Here is a 17,573-nt window from a genome sequence, read left to right as displayed (position 1 = left end):
AAGACAGTGCTTAATAGACCCGGCGCACACCCCTGGCCGGTACACACTCCTGGAATGACGGTCGCCGGCCCGTGGTGGGGTGGAGATTACCGTCCCGTCACGTCCTGCCGTGCGACGACGAAGGGTGACAGGATGTCAGCGTTCAGATCGATGCCGAAGCCTGGGCCATCCGGCACCGTGACGGTCCCGTCGTTGTTCACCGCGGGACGGCCGCAGAGGTCCAGCAGGGGATTGGGCCCGGCATCGAATTCAAGGAACGGATAGCCTCCGGCAGCGCCACCGCTGCGCAGCGCGGGCAAGGTCGCGGTCAGATGCAGAGCCGCCTGGAAGTTTACGATTCCTCCCCAGACATGGGGAACGACCGGCCGGTCGTAGAGCTCCGCCAGCGCAGCCACCCGTCCGACACCGGTCAATCCGCCGCAGACGGCGATGTCCGGCTGCAGAACATCCATGCAGCCGGCCTCCAGGAAGGGCCGGAAGGCACGCGCATCCGAGAAGGTCTCTCCACCGGCCAGCGCGGGCGTCATCCGGCCGGACAGCATGCGGTAGCCTTGCAGATCGCCGGGGACCGTTGGTTCCTCCACCCAGAGCAGACCGGCCTCCTGCATTTTCGACACGGCGGCCAGCGCAGCCCGCGGCGCGTAGGACTGGTTGAAATCCAGCATCAGTGTGCCGTCCGGCCCCATCAGTCGGCGAACGGCGTTGACGACGGCCGCATCGTCCGCCGGGGCGAATCCACTGCGCAGCTTGATCGCCTTGAATCCCGCCCGGAGATAGCCCTCCACCTCGCGTTCGAAATCCCGGTAGGGATGACCGCCGGGCTTGAAGAAGGGACCGCTGGCGTAGGCGGCGACACGGTCGCGCAGGGTGCCGCCCAGCAGCGTGCTGACCGGAATGCCGCGCAGGCGTGCCGCAAGATCGTGCAGCGCCATGTCAACGGCCGCCACGGCCCCCATAGCTCCGCCGGCGACCTCGCGCATCTCCTGCCAGAGCCGGCCGATCTGCTGGGCATCCTGCCCGAGAAGGCGGGGGGCCAGGCGCGAGGCGATGGTGGCGTGATCGGCCGCGGGAGTATGCCAAGCTTCGCCCCAGCCGGATCGGCCGTTGCGATCCACGATCTCGACGAACAGGGTCTCGCGACGGTCGAAGGACACCAGCGCGTTGCCGATGATTTCGGGCAGAGGGGCGACCAGATGATAAAGGCGGACGGCGGCGATGCTCATGCCTTGCTTTCCTGTGTATTTTCCAGGGCGGAGGGGGACGCGTTGGCGACACCGCCACGCATCACGTCGCGCATCAGATGGCCGAGCAGCAGGATCGCGCAGGCCGTCAGCGCCATGGCGCCGGCAAGGACCAACTGTGCACCGGCGAAGCTGCCGGTGGCATCCCGCGCCCAGCCGATGATGGTGGGACCGAAGAAGCCGCCCGTGCTGCCGACGGAGTTGATCAGCGCGATGCCGGCGGCGGCGGCGGTGCCGGTCAGCAGGGTGGTCGGGAAGATCCAGATATTGGGCGACGCCCCGCCAATTCCGGCCGCCCCGATGGTCAACCCGACCAGTCCGAGCAGCGGATCGCTGCTGAGCGCGGCGAGGACGAAGCCCGCGGCGCTGACCAGGAAAGGCCCGGCCGCGTGCCAGACGCGTTCGCCGGTACGGTCGGCGTGGCGGCCCACCAGCACCATGGCCAGCGCCATGAAAGCGGAGGGGATGGCGGCGACGAACCCCGTCTGCACGGTGGTGAGGCCGAATGCCTTGACGAACTGCGGCATCCAGATGGCGATGCCCGTCGTGCCCATGACGAGGCCGACCGTGATCAGGCACATCAGCAGGACACGGGGATCGCGGGTTGCGCGGGAGACGGTGAAGCGTTCCGCCTTCTCTTGGGTCGCGCGCTCGGCCTGCAGCCGGGCGGACAGCCAGCGGCGCTCGTCCTCGGCCAGGAAGCCGGCCTTCTCGGGCGAGGACGGAAGGAAGAGGGCGACGACGATGCCCATGACGATGGCGGGCATGGCTTCCAGGATGAACATCCACTGCCAGCCGGCCAGACCGTTCCAGCCGTTCAGATGTTCGATGATCAGGCCTGAAGCGGGGGCGCCGATGACCGACGACAGCGGCACGGCGATGTTGAAGGTTCCGAACATCCGGGCGCGGTATTCCCGCGGGAACCACAGGGTCATGTAGAAGATCATGCCCGGAAAGAAGCCGGCCTCGGCGGCGCCCAGGAGGATGCGCACCAGATAGAAGCTACCGGGGCTCCAGACGAGGGCCGTCGCCGCCGAGAGCAGCCCCCAGGTGATCAGGATCCGGGCAATCCAGAGTCGCGCGCCGTAGCGGACGAGGAGCAGGTTGCTCGGAACCTCGCACAGCACGTAGCCCAGGAAGAAGATGCCGGCGCCGAAGCCGAAGGCGGAGGCCGAGAATCCCAGGTCTTGATTCATGGTCAACGCGGCGAAGCCGATGTTCACCCGGTCGAGAAAGGCCGCAAAATAGCAGACCATCAAAATCGGCAGGATGCGCCATCCCACCTTGGCGATGACGTCGGATCGCTCTTTCATCTTGGTTTCCTCCGAATTGCGAGGACTTCGCCACGCTTGCTTCGCTGTCCAAGAGTGTCCGTTCATTGACATTGATAATCAAATAGGATGTACTGAACATCTGATATTGGGAAAGCTGATATGCGGATCACCATCGCGCAGCTGGAGGCGTTCTTCTGGACCGCGCAACTGGGCTCTGCGCAACGGGCCGCCGAGCATCTCAACCTGGCGCAGCCCACGCTGTCGCTGCGCCTGAAGGACCTGAGGGAGGGCCTGGGAAGCGACGTTCTGGAACGGACGGGCCGCGGCCTGCGGCTGACACCCGAAGGCCGCCTGCTGCTGCCGAGGGTTTCCGCGATCATGACCGAGCTGCGGGCCATCGGCGGACAGGATGAATCCCGGACCATCGCCGGCCGGGTCCGGGTTGGCTTGGCCGAGGGCTTTGCCGTCACATGCCTCTCGCCGCTGCTGGCCGGGCTTTTGGATGATCATCCAGCCCTGCAGCCCGAATGGGTGGTGTCCACCAGCACCACGCTCGAAGACGCCCTTCTGCGCGACGCGCTGGACGTGGCGGTGCTGCTAAACCCGATCGGCGACGAGCAACTCCACCTCCAGCCGCTCGGCGCGCAGCCGACGAGCTGGGTGGTTCCGAAGTCCTGGGGGCTGACCGGTCCGCTGACCCCGCGGGATCTCTGGTCGCAGCCGATCTTCTCCAACCCTCCCCCTTCGGCCATGCACCGCCAGATCAGCGGCTGGTTCGCGACGGCGGGCCTCTTTCCCGGCCGTCTCAGCACCTGCACGAGCGTTGCGGTGATCGCGGAGCTGGTGGCCGGAGGGGTCGGCGCCGGGCTGCTTCCCATTCCCATGGCGAAGCGGTTCATCGCGCTGGGTCAGGTTCAGCTGGTGGCGTCCGATCCCCGGGTGGAGAATGGCCGGCTTTTCATCTGCTATCGAACCGGCGTCAACGATCCCAAGGTGGCTGCGGTCGCACGATCCATCGCCCAGGTGATGCGGCGGATCGACTATTTCGACATCTGACTGGTGGCGAGGGATGGAGCCGATCAGGCCTTCGGTCTGGCGCAGCGCCAGCCTGAACAGGGTGCGCCGTGGTGCATCGAGGCGAGTGGTGACGGACGGACCCCGTCTTCCGGTCTTTTCAAGAGACGCGGACATAGCTCGGGCATGCTAAACCGAACATGCGGTTGAGCAGGTTGGCCGCAATCATGAGCTCGGTACGCCGCCCGTCGTCACTGTGGGCGCGCAGGCGGTCGCCAATGAGCTGTTTGTAGCGCGCGATCACCGCCTCCGCTTTGGCCCGCGCGTTGTAGCCGGACGTTCGCTGCCAAGCCATGCGGCCAGTCTCGGCAATCGCCAGAAGGTGGCGGTCGCGCTGGGTCGGCGCCGCCTCCGCGGTGGCGCTGAGGGCGGTTCCGTTGCAAAGTTTGACGGCAGGCGCGAAGAGCCGCGGCGTCCGCGTCGTCAGGCGGCAACACCGAACAGGCTGGCGACGAAGGCCGCCTGGGTCGGCATGTCGTTGGTGGGAAGGGCGGCGACCTGCCCCTTGCGGACCATCGCCAGGATCTCGTAGCCGGCAATCGTCCGACGTGCCGTGTGGAAGCCCTTGAACCCGAGCCCCGGCCGGACCAGCCGCTTGATCCGTCGGTGATCCTGTTCAACAATATTATTCAGGTACTTTATCTGGCGCAGTTTCGTGAACCGCCACAGCTCGCCGTTCTTCTTCATCGCCTTGGTCGCGCTCGGATACGCGGCGTTCTTGTCCACGGTGAGGGTGCGCGGGTTGACCGTGTGCGCCTGCTTCAGCGCCTTGCGGAAGAAGCGCCGGGCCGCGGCCGCATCGCGCTTGGCGCTGAGTAGGAAGTCGATGGTCTGCCCGTGCGCATCGACGGTGCGGTACAGGTACATCCAGCGCCCCTTTACCTTCACGTAGGTCTCGTCCACCTGCCAGGAGCCGGTGGTCATCCGCAGGTGCGGGCGGATGCGCTTGTCCAGTTCCGGGGCGTAGGCCTGGATCCAGCGGTAGAGCGTCGTGTGATCGACCGTCACGCCGCGGTCGGCCAGCATGCGTTCGAGGTCACGGTAGCTGATCGGAAATTGCAGGTACCAGCGCACCGCCCACAGGATCACCTCCGCCGTGAACTGCCGGCCCTTGAACGGGCTCTTCCCGCTGCGCATCACCGTGTCACCCCAGCCGCCGATAGCGGCTGGGTTTTACCCGATCTCCGACCGCCGGCAAACTTTGCAACGGAACCGTCCGCGGTCGACCAGCTGGCGGGTTGACGAGACCTACGTGAAGGTGGGCGGAAAGTGGGCCTATCTATACCGAGCTGTCGACAAGCATGGCAACACCATCGACTTCTACCTCACTTCCACGAGAAACACCGCCGCCGCCAAGCGCTTCTTGTCCAAGACGCTCAACGGCTTGAAGGCGTGGGAGACGCCGACGGTCATCAACACCGACAAGGCGCCAAACTATGCGCCGGCCTTGGCGGAGTTGAAGGGCGAGGGCAAATGTCCCGAGGAGACCGAGCACCGGCAGGTCAAGTACCTGAACAACATGGTGGAAGCCGACCACGGCAAGCTGAAGCAGTTGATCCGCCCGGTGCGGGGTTTCAAAACCCTGAAGACGGCCTACGCAACGATCAAGGGCTTTGAGGTGATGCGGGCACTCCGCAAAGGCCAAGCGTCCCGCTTCAACATCACCCGCGACATGCGGGGCGAGGCGCGCCTTGTCGAACGGGCCTTCAACGTCGGACCCGGCGCGCTTGCCGAAGCCATCCAGTTCATCAGCCAACGGCTCGAACTCCAGGACGCATAGCGTCGGCGGTGATGCCCGTAACCATCATCTCCCGCTTGCCAGAAAACTTTGCAACAGAGCCACCTATCGCACCGACCAATACCAGCACTGGCCTTCATCCCATCGATTGGGTCTGAGCCTCGATCGGAGGTGCAGCCTTGGTCGCATTTCTCCCCTTCTCCGCCCTCATCGCCCAGCTGTAGGTGACCACCGCACAGGGGATCAGGGACGCGATGGAGTATCCAACGCCGGCAAGTGGATTGCCCGTCCAGTTAACGAGCGTCAGCGAGATCAGCGGCAAAAACCCGCCGAACATGACATTGCCGACCTGTTGCGCCAAACCAAAGCCTGTCGTGCGGCTCTGAGGCGGGAAGCATTCCGAAATAAAAGCGGGGAGGGGGGCCATGATCATTGCCGTCAGCGCGGCCAGCGCCATGATGAGAAGGGTGACGAGGGTCCACGAGCCCGTCTCGGCACCCGCCGCAATGCCGGAAAAGGCCGGATAGGCGATGACCATCCAGGAGACGATGCCGATCAGCATGGTCCTGGCACGGCCGATCCGGTCCGAAAGTCCGCCGAAAACCGGAAACAGCGGCGCGGTCACCAGCACCGCGACAGCGACGCACATGTTGGCCTGCATACTGTCGACCTTCAGGACGCCTTGCAGGAAATACAGCATGTAGACCACCGACGTGTACAATGCGACCGATGTCCCGCCCTGCGCGCCGAAGATCGCCAGCAGGATTCCTTTCCAGGCTGCCCGGCTCGTCAAAGATTCCGCGAGGGGCGACGCGGAGAGCGTTCCGGATCGCTTGAGTTCCAGGAAGACCGGCGTCTCTGTCATCTTCAATCGGATGAAAGTCGCCACGATGACGATCGGTGCCGACAAAAGGAACGGTATCCGCCAGCCCCACAGATCGAACATCTCGGCGCTGAGGCTGGTCTTGAGGACGGCGACGATGACAAGGGCGAAGAGCAGTCCGACCCCGGCGGTACCTTGCAGCACGCTGGTGTAGAGTCCGGCCCGTCGGGCTGGGGCGTGTTCCATCACGTACACCGCCGCCGAGCCATATTCGCCGCCCAGTGCGATACCCTGCACGACGCGCAGAGCGAGCAGCGCGGCAGGGGCGGCGACGCCGGCGGTGGCATAGCTCGGCAGGCACCCCATCAGGAACGTCGCCGCCCCCATCAGCGTCAGGGTCACGACGAAGGTTTTCTTCCGTCCGACCCGATCCGCCATCGGACTGAAGATGAGCGTGCCGATCGGTCGCGCGAGGAACGCCGCGCCGAAGCCCGCGGCGCCGACCAGAGCGCCCACCGCTGGATCCTCCGTTGGAAAGAAGAGCCTGGTGAAGGTTGCCGTAAGGGCGACGTAGACAAAGAAATCATAGTATTCCAGCATGGTTCCAAGGCTGGATGAGAAAACGATCGACAACATGTTCGGTGGCCGCGATTGGACCATTTCGGTTCCTCCCCTGCGCATCCGGTGTTTCAGAATGCGGATTGTTTGTGACGGTGGCCGCTCATGGTGCGGGGGCGAGCCGAAAGGCTCCTCCATTGCAAGCGGCATGGCTTTCGTTCCGGTCCCCAGGGGTCTTCGGAGCTGTATTTTTCCGGGCGATCAAAGTCTGGCTCGGACATCCGCGCCTTGGATTCCGGGCGCGCTCCGGACCGGCAGTGGATTTGTCCACGGAGCCAAGGCGGCTCTGTCTTTACGGACGGTAGTGAAAATCAGGCAGACGGACTAGCAAGTAAAATCGCTCAACTGTTGACCTGAGGGAAACGATTGCCGGAGACGCGGTGGGCGGGGCCGCGGATGTGACCGTCGAGCTTCCGATCCGTTAGGCGGCGTCGACCGACGTCAACCAGCGCTGGAGTTGATCGAGGACGGTGCGTTTCTGGCTCCGGACATTGGACACCAGATAGTAGGTGACGTTCCGGCGATCGAGCGCGAACGCGATCGGCGCCACCAGGTCGCCGGCCGCCAACTCGTCCTCGACGAGGACGAGTTGGGCCAGAGCCACCCCATGCCCTTCGAGCGCCGCCTGATAGGCCAAGGCCGAACTTTCCAGTTCCCTGCGGCGCTTGAGCCCGGTCATGTCGATGCCGGCTGCGTCGCACCAGAGCGCCCAATCGTCGGGACGGGCGCGTACGAAGAGCAGCGTTTGTTGAGCGAGCCAGGAGGCGTCCTTCGTCTCCGATCCTTTCAGCAAAGCCGGGCTGCAGACCGGGCGCAGTATGTTCGGCACCAGCGGAGCGGCGCGATGCTCGGGCCATTGCCCGTCGCCAAGCCGGATGGCCGCATCGAAGTCGCCCAAGTCGCTCCATTGAGATTCCGTCGTCAGACGGACATCGATTTCCGGATGGGCCAGTTGGAAATGCGACAGGCGGGGCAACAACCATCGCGTCGCGAAGGTCGTGTAGGAGCGCAGCTTCAGCACCGCCCGGCCGGACGAGGCGTGAAGAAGCGTGCTGGCCTTGCGCAACCCGTCGAAGTGGCTGGTGACCCGCTCGTAGTAGGCTGCACCGACCGAGGTCATGGTCAGACCACGGCCTTGGCGGGCGAACAGCGCGACGCCGAAATGATCCTCCAGCAGACGGATCTGCCGACTGATGGCGCTCGGCGTCACCAGCAATTCATCTGCGGCCGCCCGGACGCTGCCCGTGCGCGCGACGATCTCGAACGCCAGGAGCGCGTTCAGCGGAGGCAGGTCTCTCATGATCGACCGTGCAGTTTTGCTCAACAGTTGCGCAAGATTACTCGATTGTGGCGAAAGCGCAATCGGCGGCACATGGACTCATCACGGAGCGGCACCGCTCATGTCCATGGAGTCATTGATTCTTATGCTCGCACAGTCTCTTACCGGACTCACCGTTCTCGATTTCGGCCAGTTGATCGCCGGACCGGTCTGCGGGATGTGGCTCGCGGACATGGGCGCAACCGTCATCAAGATCGAGCCACCGGACGGCGAACTCGCGCGGCGGCTCGGCCCGCCCTGGCAGAATGGCGAAAGCCTGACAGCTCTGACGGCGAACCGGAACAAGCTGGCCCTCAGCATCGATCTCAAGCGGCCGGAGGCGGGCAGGGTGATCCGCCGACTGGTGGAGCGCGCCGATGTCGTTCTGGAGAATTTCCGGCCCGGCGTCACCACCCGCCTCGGCATCGACCACGCGGCCCTGTCCGCGGTCAAGCCGGACCTCATAACCTGTTCGCTCTCCGCCTACGGACAGATCGGGCCTTGGTCCGGCCGCCCCGGCGTGGATGGGATCATCCAGGCGGTCACCGGGCTGATGGCGGGGATCTCGGCCCCGGATGGAGGGCCTGGAAAGGTGCCGCTGCCGCTGGCCGACATGACGGGCGCGCTGTTCGCGACCGTCGCGGTCCTGGCTGCCCTGCGGCGGCGCGATGCGACGGGTGAAGGCGGGCATCTCGATGTCAGCCTCTACAATTCCATGCTGATGCTCCAGCAGCTGAACCTCGCCGCCTATCTCAACTCCGGTGCGGTACCGGAGCCGACGGGCAGTGCCGCTCCCTACGCCGCCGTGAACGAGGCGCTGCCGACCCGCGACGGCTGGATCATGGTCGCCGCCTACCAGGATCGCCGGTGGCAAGCGCTCTGCGCCCTCATCGGGCGCCCTGATCTCGTCGCGGATCCCCGCTTCGCGACGAATGCCGGGCGCGTCGCCGAACGGCCGGCGCTGCTTGCCGTGCTTCAGCCGATCTTCCGCCAGCGGACATCCGCCGAGTGGTTGCCGCTGTTGCGGGAGGCCGACATCGTCGCGGCCCCGGTCGCCGATTACGCCGAAGTCGCCGGCACCGAGCAGTATACGGCGAGTGGCATCGAGATCGAACTGGATCACCCGCGGGCAGGCCGCTTCCGCATGCCGGGCTTCGCCCTGGGCACTGCCGGCGCGGCGCGGCCGTCCGCACCACCACCCCTCACGGGTCAGGATTCGCGCGTGGTCCTGCAACGCTTCGGCTTCACTGAAGCGGATGTGGACGCGCTCGTGTCGGATGCTGTGGTCTTCACTGGAGCAACATCGTGATACGCCCATTTCTGAGGACTGAACGGGAGGGCGGACTCGTCTTCCTGACGATGGACGAGCCGGCAACCCGCAACGCTCTTTCACGGCCGGAGCAATGCGACGACTTCATTGCGGCCATCGAGGCCATCAATGCGGATGACAGCATCCACGTGGCGACCCTGACCGGCGCCGGGTCGGCCTTCTGCGCGGGCGGCAACGTCAAGGACATGCAGTCGCACCAAGGATTGATGGCCGGCGGGCCGATCGACATCGGGGAACGCTATCGGCGCACGCTGCAACGCCTCGCGCTCGCTCTTTACGGGCTGGAGGTGCCGGTCATCGCGGCGGTGAACGGTCCGGCGATGGGGGCTGGCCTCGATCTCGCCTGCATGTGCGATCTGCGCATCGCGTCGCCGTCCGCCACCTTCGCGGAGACCTTCGTCAGATTGGGGCTGGTGTCGGGGATCGGCGGCGCGTGGTTCCTGCCCAGAGCAGTCGGGCACGCCCGCGCGGCGGAACTGGCCTTCACCGGCCGGATCATCGACGCCGGCACGGCGCTCGACTACGGGCTGGTGTCGGAGATCGTTCCGGCCGACGGGCTGATGGATCGCGCCCACGCTTTGGCGGAGGAGATCGCGCGGAACTCCGCGCCGGCCCTGCGCTACACCAAGCGACTTCTTCGCATGTCGGAGCGCAGCGATCTGGCGGGCTGCCTCGACGCGACCGCGGCGCTTCAGACGCTGGCGCATTTGTCGCCGGAACATGCGGCCTCGGTCGACCGCTACCTGGAAGAACAGGCGGTTCGGCGGGCTGCGCGCCGGCAATTGCCTGCCTGATCGCGGCTAATCAGCGCTATTGGGGCTCGGCATTTCGGAATGTGGGAAGAACAATCATGATCAAGGTCTACAATCCTGCCGACGGTTCGCTGGTCGGCGAGGCACCAGACATGGGCATTGACGAGGTGCGGGCTGTCATCGACCGGACCTGCGAGGCGTTCAAGCCGTGGTCCCGCAGGTTGGCGAAGGAGCGCGGCGACATCCTGCGCCGCTGGTTCGACCTCGTCCGGGCGGACAGGCAGGCGTTCGCCGAAACCATGGTCCGGGAAAACGGCAAATGCCTGACCGAAGCGATGGGAGAGATCGACTATGGGCTTGGGTTCATCGAATGGTATGCCGAGGAAGCCAAGCGCGTGTATGGCGACACCATCCCGACGCACATGAACAACGCCGCGGTCATGGTGGTCAAGGAGCCGGTCGGCCCGACCGCCGCGATCACGCCATGGAATTTTCCCTTCATGATGATCACGCGAAAGGTCGCGACCGCGCTCGCGGCCGGATGCACGATGATCATCAAGCCGTCGGAGCTGACGCCTCTCACCGCCTACAAGCTGCTCGAGTATGCGCGGCTTGCCGGCATTCCCGAAGGCGTGTTCGAGATGGTGACCGGCGACCCCAAGGCCATTGGCGAGGCGTTCACAAGCGATCCGCGGATCCGCAAGATCTCGTTCACCGGTTCGACGGGCGTCGGCCGGCTCCTTGCCAGGAACAGCGCGGAAACGCTGAAGACGATGACCATGGAACTGGGCGGCAATGCTCCCTTCATCATCTTCGACGACGCGGACATCGAGGAGGCGGTGAAGGGGCTGGTGGCCGCCAAGCTGCGCAACTCCGGGCAGGTCTGCATCTCGCCGAACCGCATCTATGTGCAGGACGGCGTTCACGACCGCGTTGTCGCGCTGCTGGCGGACAGGGTCGCGTCGATCCGGGTCGACCAGGGGCTGCAGAGCGACTTCGTGGTCGGCCCGCTGATCAACCAGTCGGCCATCGACAAGGTAAGCGCTCTGGTGGCCGATTCCGTCGAAGGGGGAGCGATTGTCCGCATGGGTGGCAAGCCGCACGCCAAGGGCGGTCTGTTCTACGAGCCGACCATCCTCACCGGGGTCGAGGACAGGCTCCGGATCGCCCGGACGGAAATTTTCGGACCGGTCTTTCCCATTTACCGCTTCCACAGCGAGGACGAGGTGATCCAGCGGGCCAATGACACCGAGTATGGGCTGGTGGCCTACGCCTACACCCGCGATGCCGGCCGGTTTCTCCGCCTATCGCGCGATCTGGAAGCGGGTATGGTCATCCTGAATTCCGGCGCCGTTGGAACTGCGTCGGTGCCGTTTGGCGGGGTGAAGCAGTCAGGCTATGGCCGCGAAGGCAGTCATCTTGGGATCGAAGAGTATGTGCAGGTAAAATATGTGCTGATGAGCGGCATGGACCGATAGGCCGGACAGCGACCGGCCTTCTGGGAAAGCGGGGTGCGGAATGAAGCTGAAATGTGACAACACGCCTTTGATGATCTGAATTCCTGCTTTTTAAACATAGCGTCAGGTGATCTTGCCCCGGTTCGGTGGACACAGGTTCACGCAGATCTTAGCTCGGCCTGTTCGGGCGTTCTGTAGCCGATGGCAGAGTGGGTGCGTTGGCGATTGCAGTAGGTTTCGATGTAGGCGAACACCTCCCGGCGCGCCAGGTCGCGGGTTTCGAACCGAGTACGATGGACCAACTCGACCTTGAGGGTGTGGAAGAAGCTCTCCATAGGAGCATTGATGCTCCTATGTTGCTCAACCGTCTTTTAGGTTGCTTTGCCCGGCGGTTGGCCGGTGCAGAGATGTTGATAGATTTCCCGCGCGATATAGCGCTTCAAGCATCTGCGGATTTCACGAGGTGATTTGCCTTCAGCTGTTCGACGCTGGACGTACTCGCGGGTCGGCGGATGATGTCGCATGCGAACAAGGGCTACCCGGTAAAGGGCGGCGTTCGCGCGCCGGTTGCCACCACGGTTGAGGCGATGACGGCTCGTCTTGCCGCTTGAGGCCGGAACTGGGCAGACGCCACAAAGCTTCGCGAACGCGGCTTCGGATCGGATTCGTTGCGGATTGTCGCCCAACACGATGAGCATGTCGGCGATCGTGCCGGTCGACACACCTGGCGCCTCCATCAGCGCTGGCGCCTGGGCGCGTACCAACGCCTCGAGAACGGCCTCATGCTGCTTGATTTCAGCGTCCAGCATCAGCCAACGCTGGGCCAAAGCCCGCAACGCCATCTTTGCAGACGCAGTTGTCGAAACAGGCTTTCCTGGGCGTAGGGCTGCGATTGCCTTGATGAGCGTCATCTTGCCAGAAATGCCGATAAACCGTTCACGGAGCGGCTGCGGCGCATTCACCAGAAGTGTCTTGAGCGTGACTATGGCCTGGGTCCGGGCCTTGACAGCCGTATCGCGGGCAACCTTGAGGTGACGGATCATCTCGACGGCACCGTCTCCCGTTTTGGGTTGGGTATCGACATCACCCGCCAAAACAGCGCGTGCAGCGGACTCGGCATCGCCGGTATCGGTCTTGCCATGTCTGCGGCGGAGTTGCCGGTTGACCCGACCGACTTCGACAACGTGCAAGCCTCGGGCGATCAGTGCCCGACTGAGACCAGCACCGTATGACCCAGTGCCTTCGATGCCGAAGACATGTACGGAACCGAGGTTGCAAGCCCAGTCTGCGAGTTGCTGATAGCCTCGGCTTGTTGCGGAGAAAGAAGCACTGGCGAGCCGAGCGCCCAAGCCGCTGATGGCAACAGCGACATGAACATCCTTGTGAGTATCGATGCCAACGACGACGGCATCAGGTGTGATATCATGCATGTGGGTCCCCCAGGCAGCTAGAACCCGAAGGCGACCTGCGAGCGGACAGGACTGTGACGGGACGGCACTCCCTCAAGCTCCGATCAAGTCACGCTTCGCAGCCCTCCGGCGCAGCCTGGGGGGCCGACAGATCAATGCCATGACACAGGGTCAGTCGTAAGCACGGGTCAGGCCGCCCAGACTGCCGCCATAGTCTCACAGTCGTAGCAGCAGCCCTTGCGCGACATAGACTGCCGCATCCCGGCCGCCTGCAACAGGTCGCGGTAGTCCCGGGAGGCATTCTGACTGCCGCGGTCGGAATGTTGGAGGAGGCCGGTTGGTGGCCGCTGGCGCTGGATTGCCATCGCCAAGGCCGATGTGGCGAGTTCGGCACTCATATGGTCGCGCATCTCCCAGCCAACGATCTTCCGGGTCGCCAAATCGAGCGCCGCCGCCAGATACAGCCAGCCCTCGCCGGTGGGCAGATAGGTGATGTCGGCAAGCCAGACCCGGTTGGGCTCGGCCACCTGAAAGGCTGGCACCGTCAACTCGTTGGCACCGGTGAAGGTTGCGGGCGCGGTTTGACCAGGAACATGCGAAGGGTGGGCTGATTACGCGGCCAACGGCGCGCCGGTCACCTCGGACCAGGCGGTGAAGGCCTGGGCTCGGGCGGCACGGTACTCGGAAGCGGAGCGATGGTCGCGGTGCAGGTTGACGAAGTTGTTGATCGGGTCGTGGATCGACAGGAAGCGTTGGACTTGGCAGGGTGACTCGAAGCGCTTCATCTGCCGTTCGCGTCTTCGAGTGGGCTGATGGCTGTTCTTGGCACGGTTGTTCAGGCCCTTGTGCTGGCGGTGTTCACACCGGAGCTTCAGGTCCTTCTTGGCCGCGGCGTAGGACTTCAGCTTGTCGGTGACTAGCACACGCGGAGCCCGGCCCTGCTTCTTGAGTAGCTTGCGCAGCGAGCGCTTCGCCGCCCTCTTGTTGCGCCGACTCTGAACCAGCACGTCGAGGACAAAGCCGTCCTGATCGACGGCGTGCGACAGGCAGTGCTTCTTGCCGGCAATGCTGAGGACGACCTCATCCAAGTGCCACTTGTCGCTACGACTCAGGCGGCGCTGGCGGATGCGGGTGGCTATCTCACGGCCGAACTTCAGGCCCCACTGGCGCACGGTCTCATGGCTGACCGTAATGCCGCGCAGCGCCAGCATCTCCTCCACCATGCGCAGGCTCACCGGAAAGCGGAAGTACAGGTACACCGCGTAGCCGATGACCTCGGTAGGGAAGCGGTAGCCGGCGTACGTCGGATCGGGGCGCGTCGTCATTCCAGCCCTATACCGTCACCCAGGAGCCTCGGCCAGCGGCAACTTGACGGTGCCGGCTGAGCTACTCGACCACGGCCCAAAGTCTTGCATCGCTGGGTTTCATCGGGGAAGTCGGTGCGGCTTCGTAATCGGATATTGCCATCCTGCCGTTGCTGCTCGACCCTTGGTCCCGCCGATCGGTATAATGGCGCTGCCAAAGTCGGAATCCGGCGGTGCCGGTTCCGCCTTCCTTCCGTCAGCGTCCAGGATCGTGAATGCAAGCCCGCCAATTGGAAGTCTTCTGCATGCTGATGCGCTGTGGAACGGTCACCGGGGCGGCGGCGATGCTGAACATTTCACAGCCGGCCTTGAGCCAAATCCTGCTGCACGCCGAGGATCAGCTCGGATTCAAGCTGTTCGACCGGGTGCGCGGGCGTCTGGTGCCGACGCAGGAGGCCAACGAGCTGTATCCGGAGGCCGAGCGGATCTTTTCCGAACTCGGCGCCTTGCGCCGGCGTACGGTCGACATGCGCCATGGCCGCACCGGTCTGGTTCGTCTCGCTGCTTCGGCCCCGCCCTCCATGTCGATCGTGCCCAAGGCGCTGACCGCCTTCCGCGAGGCGCATCCCGACATCGTTGTGCGGTCGCTGGTCGCGCCGGTCGCCAGCATTCTGGACATGCTGCGCAGCGGCGATGTTCTGCTGGGGGTGGCGATGAACGACATGCCCCACCACGACCTTGATGTCGAGACAGTCGGGCATGCCGAACTGGTCTGCCTTTTGCCGGTGGGGCATCGACTGGCCGAACGGGCTGAAGTTGGATTTGCCGATCTGGTGGAGGAAACGCTGATTTCCTACCGGGTGGACACGCTGCCCGGCCGGCTCCTGGCCGGGGCGGTCGAGGCGGAGGGCGGCGTTTATGCCCCGGCGGTGGAAATCGACCTGTCGATCACAGCGCTGCCCTTCGTACGCGAGGGGATCGGCGTGGCGGTCGTCGATGGGCTCCTGCCGTGGAATCAGTTCTCCGGCATCGTCCAGCGGCCCTTCCACCCGAGCATCCGCGTGCCCATCACCATCCTGACCAGCAAGGAGCGCCCGCTGTCGGGCAGCCACGATTTGATGCGCGAATGCCTGCGCCGGGCCGCCCGTGCCCTGGAGCCCGGCGGTTCCTGACAGACCGGTCTCCGGTCAAAAATCGGCGACCTTGCCGGCGGAGAATCCGGCGAAGCGGTCGGGATGATAGGGCTTGGGATCGACGATCGGCGCCTGATCGGTGATGAGGTCGGCGATCAGATGGCCGGCGCCGGGGCCGATGCCGAAGCCATGGCCGCTGAAGCCTGCCGCCAGGATCAGGCCGGGCAGGCTGCCGACCTCACCGATGGCGGGAACGCCGTCGGGCGTGCTGTCGATGTAGCCGGCCCATGCGGCGGTGACCGGCGCGCCCTTCAGGCCGGGCAGCAGGGCGGTGGCGCGTTCGTGGGTGAGGCGGATGGTGCTGTGGTCCGGCGTGGGGTCCAGAACCCGCACCCGTTCCATCGGCGTCGGACGGTCGAGCCGCCAGCGCCGCAGCGTCTCGTGGCCGGAGCGCACACCCTCCAGCCCGCCGGGCATCAGGCTGCGCCAGCGCCGACGGAACATCGGCATGAATTGAGGCGCGAAGCGGATCTGCTGCATGGTCGGATCGACGCGCCCGCGCCCGCTGATCGCCAGCGTGTGGCCGCCGTCGCCGCGCCGGGTGACCGATACCGCGGCAGTGTGCAGGGCGTCGGGCAGACCGGACGGGCTGGGACCGACCGACAGGATCGACGAGCGGATGGAGGCGAGCGGGAAACGCACGCCGATCTGGTGGCAGAAGGAGGAGGCCCAGGCCCCGCCCGCCAGGACCACCAGCTTGGTGCGGATCGTGCCCTTTTCGGTGACGACGCCGCTGACCCGCCCGCCGTTGGTTTCCAGACCGCGCGCGGCGCAGCCCTGATGCACCGTGCCGCACAACTTCATGATCGCCCGCGCCACGGCGGGAGCCGCACAGGCGGGATTGGCGATGCCGTCCGACGGCGAGAAGACGCCGCCCTTCCAGGGCCGTCCGGTGGCCCGGCCCCGCTCGGCGGCTTCGGCGCTGCTCAGCATGTGGGTGGTGACGCCGACCGTCCGGGCGAAGTCGCGCCAGCGCGACCAGCCCGCCAATTCCTGGTCGTCATTGCTGAGATAAAGCAGGCCGCAGCGGCTGAAGCCGGTGTCCTCGCCGCTCTCGGCGGCGAAGCGTTCCCACAAATCCAGGCTCTTGGTCGCCATCGGCAATTCCCGCGCGTCGCGGTTCTGCTGCCGGCACCAGCCCCAGTTGCGGCTGGACTGTTCCGCCCCGACCTGCCCCTTCTCCACCAAAGCAACCGACAAGCCGCGTCGGGCCAGATAGTAGGCCGCCCAGACGCCGACGATGCCGCCGCCGATCACGACGACGTCGGCCTGATCGGGCAGGGTCGGGGAGGACGCGATGGTTTGCAAGGGCGCGGGCATGGGGCGGGTCTCCGATTTCGGCGATGGGCCATCTAGCCATGGCACGCGGCCCGGTAGGCGCTGCTTTGGCCGATTCAACGGCATTATCTTCTGTCGTTGCCCAAAGACATGATGCTTTGTTCTGCCGGATAACTGCGTCTTGGTCATCGACAGGCAGGCGGCGCGTGCTAAGCTGGCTGGGTCCGATCGGCAGAATTTTCTGCTGCCGCTTTCCATTCCCCGCCCTCGAACCGGATGGGTTCCCCATGAAGCTGGACCGCATCGACATCAAGATTCTGCATCAGCTCCAGAAGAACGGCCGGATCACCAACGTGGAGTTGGCCGAGCTGGTGAATCTGTCGCCCAGCCCCTGCCTGATGCGGGTCAAGAAACTCCAGGCGGAAGGTTACATCGAAGGCTACACGGCGCAGATCAACGTCAGCAAACTCGGCCAGACCCTGACCGTCTTCACCGAGGTGACGCTGAAGAACCATCGGCAGGTCGATTTCGCCCGCTTCCTCGCCGCCGTCAAGAAGATCGAACAGATGCTGGAATGCCATCTGGTGTCAGGTGGCTACGACTACATGCTGAAGTTCGTCACGTCCGGCATCGGCGAGTATCAGGAGATCATGGAGAGGCTGACCGACATGGACATCGGCATCGACAAGTATTTCAGTTACGTCGTGCTGAAATCGCCGATCGTGCGCGCCCACATGCCGCTGACCACGCTGTTTCCGATGTAA

15 protein-coding genes and 3 pseudogenes are annotated in these 17,573 nt (G+C 64.9%); 7 read left to right on the top strand and 11 right to left on the bottom strand.

Annotated features, from left to right (window positions below; genetic code table 11):
- Window positions 1-86: 86 nt before the first annotated feature.
- Together M5E06_RS14235 and M5E06_RS14230 are read right to left on the bottom strand one after the other, a co-directional pair.
- Window positions 87-1,223 carry a mandelate racemase/muconate lactonizing enzyme family protein gene (locus tag M5E06_RS14235; protein ID WP_252138715.1) on the bottom strand — a complete coding sequence of 379 codons (1,137 nt, stop codon included), beginning with the start codon at window positions 1,221-1,223 and terminating at the stop codon, window positions 87-89.
- On the bottom strand, window positions 1,220-2,554 hold the full coding sequence (locus tag M5E06_RS14230; RefSeq protein WP_252138714.1) for an MFS transporter: 1,335 nt from the start codon (window positions 2,552-2,554) through the stop codon (window positions 1,220-1,222). The genes M5E06_RS14235 and M5E06_RS14230 overlap by 4 nt, the downstream gene beginning before the upstream one ends.
- A gap of 120 nt (window positions 2,555-2,674) precedes the next feature.
- On the opposite strand from M5E06_RS14230, the gene M5E06_RS14225 reads away from it, so the two are divergent.
- Window positions 2,675-3,571 (top strand): LysR family transcriptional regulator, encoded by an 897-nt coding sequence (locus tag M5E06_RS14225; RefSeq protein WP_252138713.1) that lies wholly within the window; start codon window positions 2,675-2,677, stop codon window positions 3,569-3,571.
- Window positions 3,572-3,689: 118 nt separating this feature from the next.
- On the opposite strand, the gene M5E06_RS14220 is transcribed toward M5E06_RS14225, so the two are convergent.
- On the bottom strand, window positions 3,690-3,884 hold the full coding sequence (locus tag M5E06_RS14220; RefSeq protein WP_252138712.1) for a hypothetical protein: 195 nt from the start codon (window positions 3,882-3,884) through the stop codon (window positions 3,690-3,692).
- 128 nt (window positions 3,885-4,012) lie between these two features.
- Window positions 4,013-4,726, bottom strand: coding sequence for an IS6 family transposase (locus M5E06_RS14215; RefSeq protein WP_252138711.1), 714 nt, complete (start codon window positions 4,724-4,726; stop codon window positions 4,013-4,015).
- A 67-nt stretch (window positions 4,727-4,793) separates the two neighbouring features.
- Between M5E06_RS14215 and M5E06_RS14210 the strand changes: the two are divergent.
- Window positions 4,794-5,369, top strand: a pseudogene (locus tag M5E06_RS14210) (IS6 family transposase); the annotation flags it as partial.
- 94 nt (window positions 5,370-5,463) lie between these two features.
- On the opposite strand, the gene M5E06_RS14205 reads toward M5E06_RS14210, so the two are convergent.
- Together M5E06_RS14205 and M5E06_RS14200 are read right to left on the bottom strand one after the other, a co-directional pair.
- Window positions 5,464-6,786 (bottom strand): MFS transporter, encoded by a 1,323-nt coding sequence (locus M5E06_RS14205; RefSeq protein WP_252138710.1) that lies wholly within the window; start codon window positions 6,784-6,786, stop codon window positions 5,464-5,466.
- Window positions 6,787-7,189: 403 nt separating this feature from the next.
- Complete coding sequence (locus M5E06_RS14200) at window positions 7,190-8,068, bottom strand: LysR substrate-binding domain-containing protein (RefSeq protein WP_252138709.1); 879 nt, start codon at window positions 8,066-8,068, stop codon at window positions 7,190-7,192.
- Here M5E06_RS14200 and M5E06_RS14195 point away from each other — a divergent pair.
- The 3 genes from M5E06_RS14195 to M5E06_RS14185 are packed head-to-tail and all read left to right on the top strand — an operon-like array spanning window position 8,067 to window position 11,646.
- A complete protein-coding gene (locus M5E06_RS14195; RefSeq protein WP_252138708.1) occupies window positions 8,067-9,395 on the top strand; it encodes a CaiB/BaiF CoA transferase family protein in 1,329 nt (442 codons plus the stop codon). The genes M5E06_RS14200 and M5E06_RS14195 overlap by 2 nt on opposite strands.
- Entirely contained in the window at window positions 9,392-10,210 is an 819-nt protein-coding gene (locus M5E06_RS14190) for an enoyl-CoA hydratase-related protein (protein ID WP_252138707.1), read from the top strand. Before M5E06_RS14195 ends, M5E06_RS14190 begins: the two co-directional genes overlap by 4 nt.
- 56 nt (window positions 10,211-10,266) lie before the next feature.
- On the top strand, window positions 10,267-11,646 hold the full coding sequence (locus M5E06_RS14185) for an NAD-dependent succinate-semialdehyde dehydrogenase (RefSeq protein WP_252138706.1): 1,380 nt from the start codon (window positions 10,267-10,269) through the stop codon (window positions 11,644-11,646).
- A 137-nt stretch (window positions 11,647-11,783) separates the two neighbouring features.
- On the opposite strand, the pseudogene M5E06_RS14180 reads toward M5E06_RS14185, so the two are convergent.
- From M5E06_RS14180 to M5E06_RS14165, 4 genes and pseudogenes are all read right to left on the bottom strand, one after another.
- Window positions 11,784-11,969: pseudogene (locus M5E06_RS14180) on the bottom strand (IS3 family transposase); the annotation flags it as partial.
- Window positions 11,970-11,996: 27 nt separating this feature from the next.
- Window positions 11,997-13,055, bottom strand: coding sequence for an IS110 family RNA-guided transposase (locus M5E06_RS14175; protein ID WP_252138705.1), 1,059 nt, complete (start codon window positions 13,053-13,055; stop codon window positions 11,997-11,999).
- Between the two features lie 200 nt (window positions 13,056-13,255).
- Window positions 13,256-13,567 (bottom strand): annotated as a pseudogene (locus tag M5E06_RS14170) (DDE-type integrase/transposase/recombinase); the annotation flags it as partial.
- Between the two features lie 78 nt (window positions 13,568-13,645).
- Entirely contained in the window at window positions 13,646-14,359 is a 714-nt protein-coding gene (locus M5E06_RS14165) for an IS6 family transposase (protein ID WP_252138704.1), read from the bottom strand.
- A gap of 254 nt (window positions 14,360-14,613) precedes the next feature.
- Between M5E06_RS14165 and M5E06_RS14160 the strand changes: the two genes are divergently transcribed.
- Window positions 14,614-15,510: a LysR family transcriptional regulator gene (locus M5E06_RS14160; RefSeq protein WP_286208816.1), complete on the top strand. Its 897-nt coding sequence runs from the start codon at window positions 14,614-14,616 to the stop codon at window positions 15,508-15,510.
- A gap of 15 nt (window positions 15,511-15,525) precedes the next feature.
- On the opposite strand, the gene M5E06_RS14155 is transcribed toward M5E06_RS14160, so the two are convergent.
- Window positions 15,526-16,851 (bottom strand): NAD(P)/FAD-dependent oxidoreductase, encoded by a 1,326-nt coding sequence (locus M5E06_RS14155; RefSeq protein WP_252138702.1) that lies wholly within the window; start codon window positions 16,849-16,851, stop codon window positions 15,526-15,528.
- Window positions 16,852-17,096: 245 nt separating this feature from the next.
- Here M5E06_RS14155 and M5E06_RS14150 point away from each other — a divergent pair, with 245 nt between their 5' ends.
- Window positions 17,097-17,573 (top strand): Lrp/AsnC family transcriptional regulator, encoded by a 477-nt coding sequence (locus M5E06_RS14150; protein ID WP_252138701.1) that lies wholly within the window; start codon window positions 17,097-17,099, stop codon window positions 17,571-17,573.

Origin of the sequence: Azospirillum sp. A1-3, from assembly GCF_023806445.1 — a bacterium.
Classification (GTDB): Bacteria; Pseudomonadota; Alphaproteobacteria; order Azospirillales; family Azospirillaceae; genus Azospirillum.
Note: the sequence above shows the minus strand (reverse complement) of the source record. Positions and strands in the feature narration are given on the sequence as shown.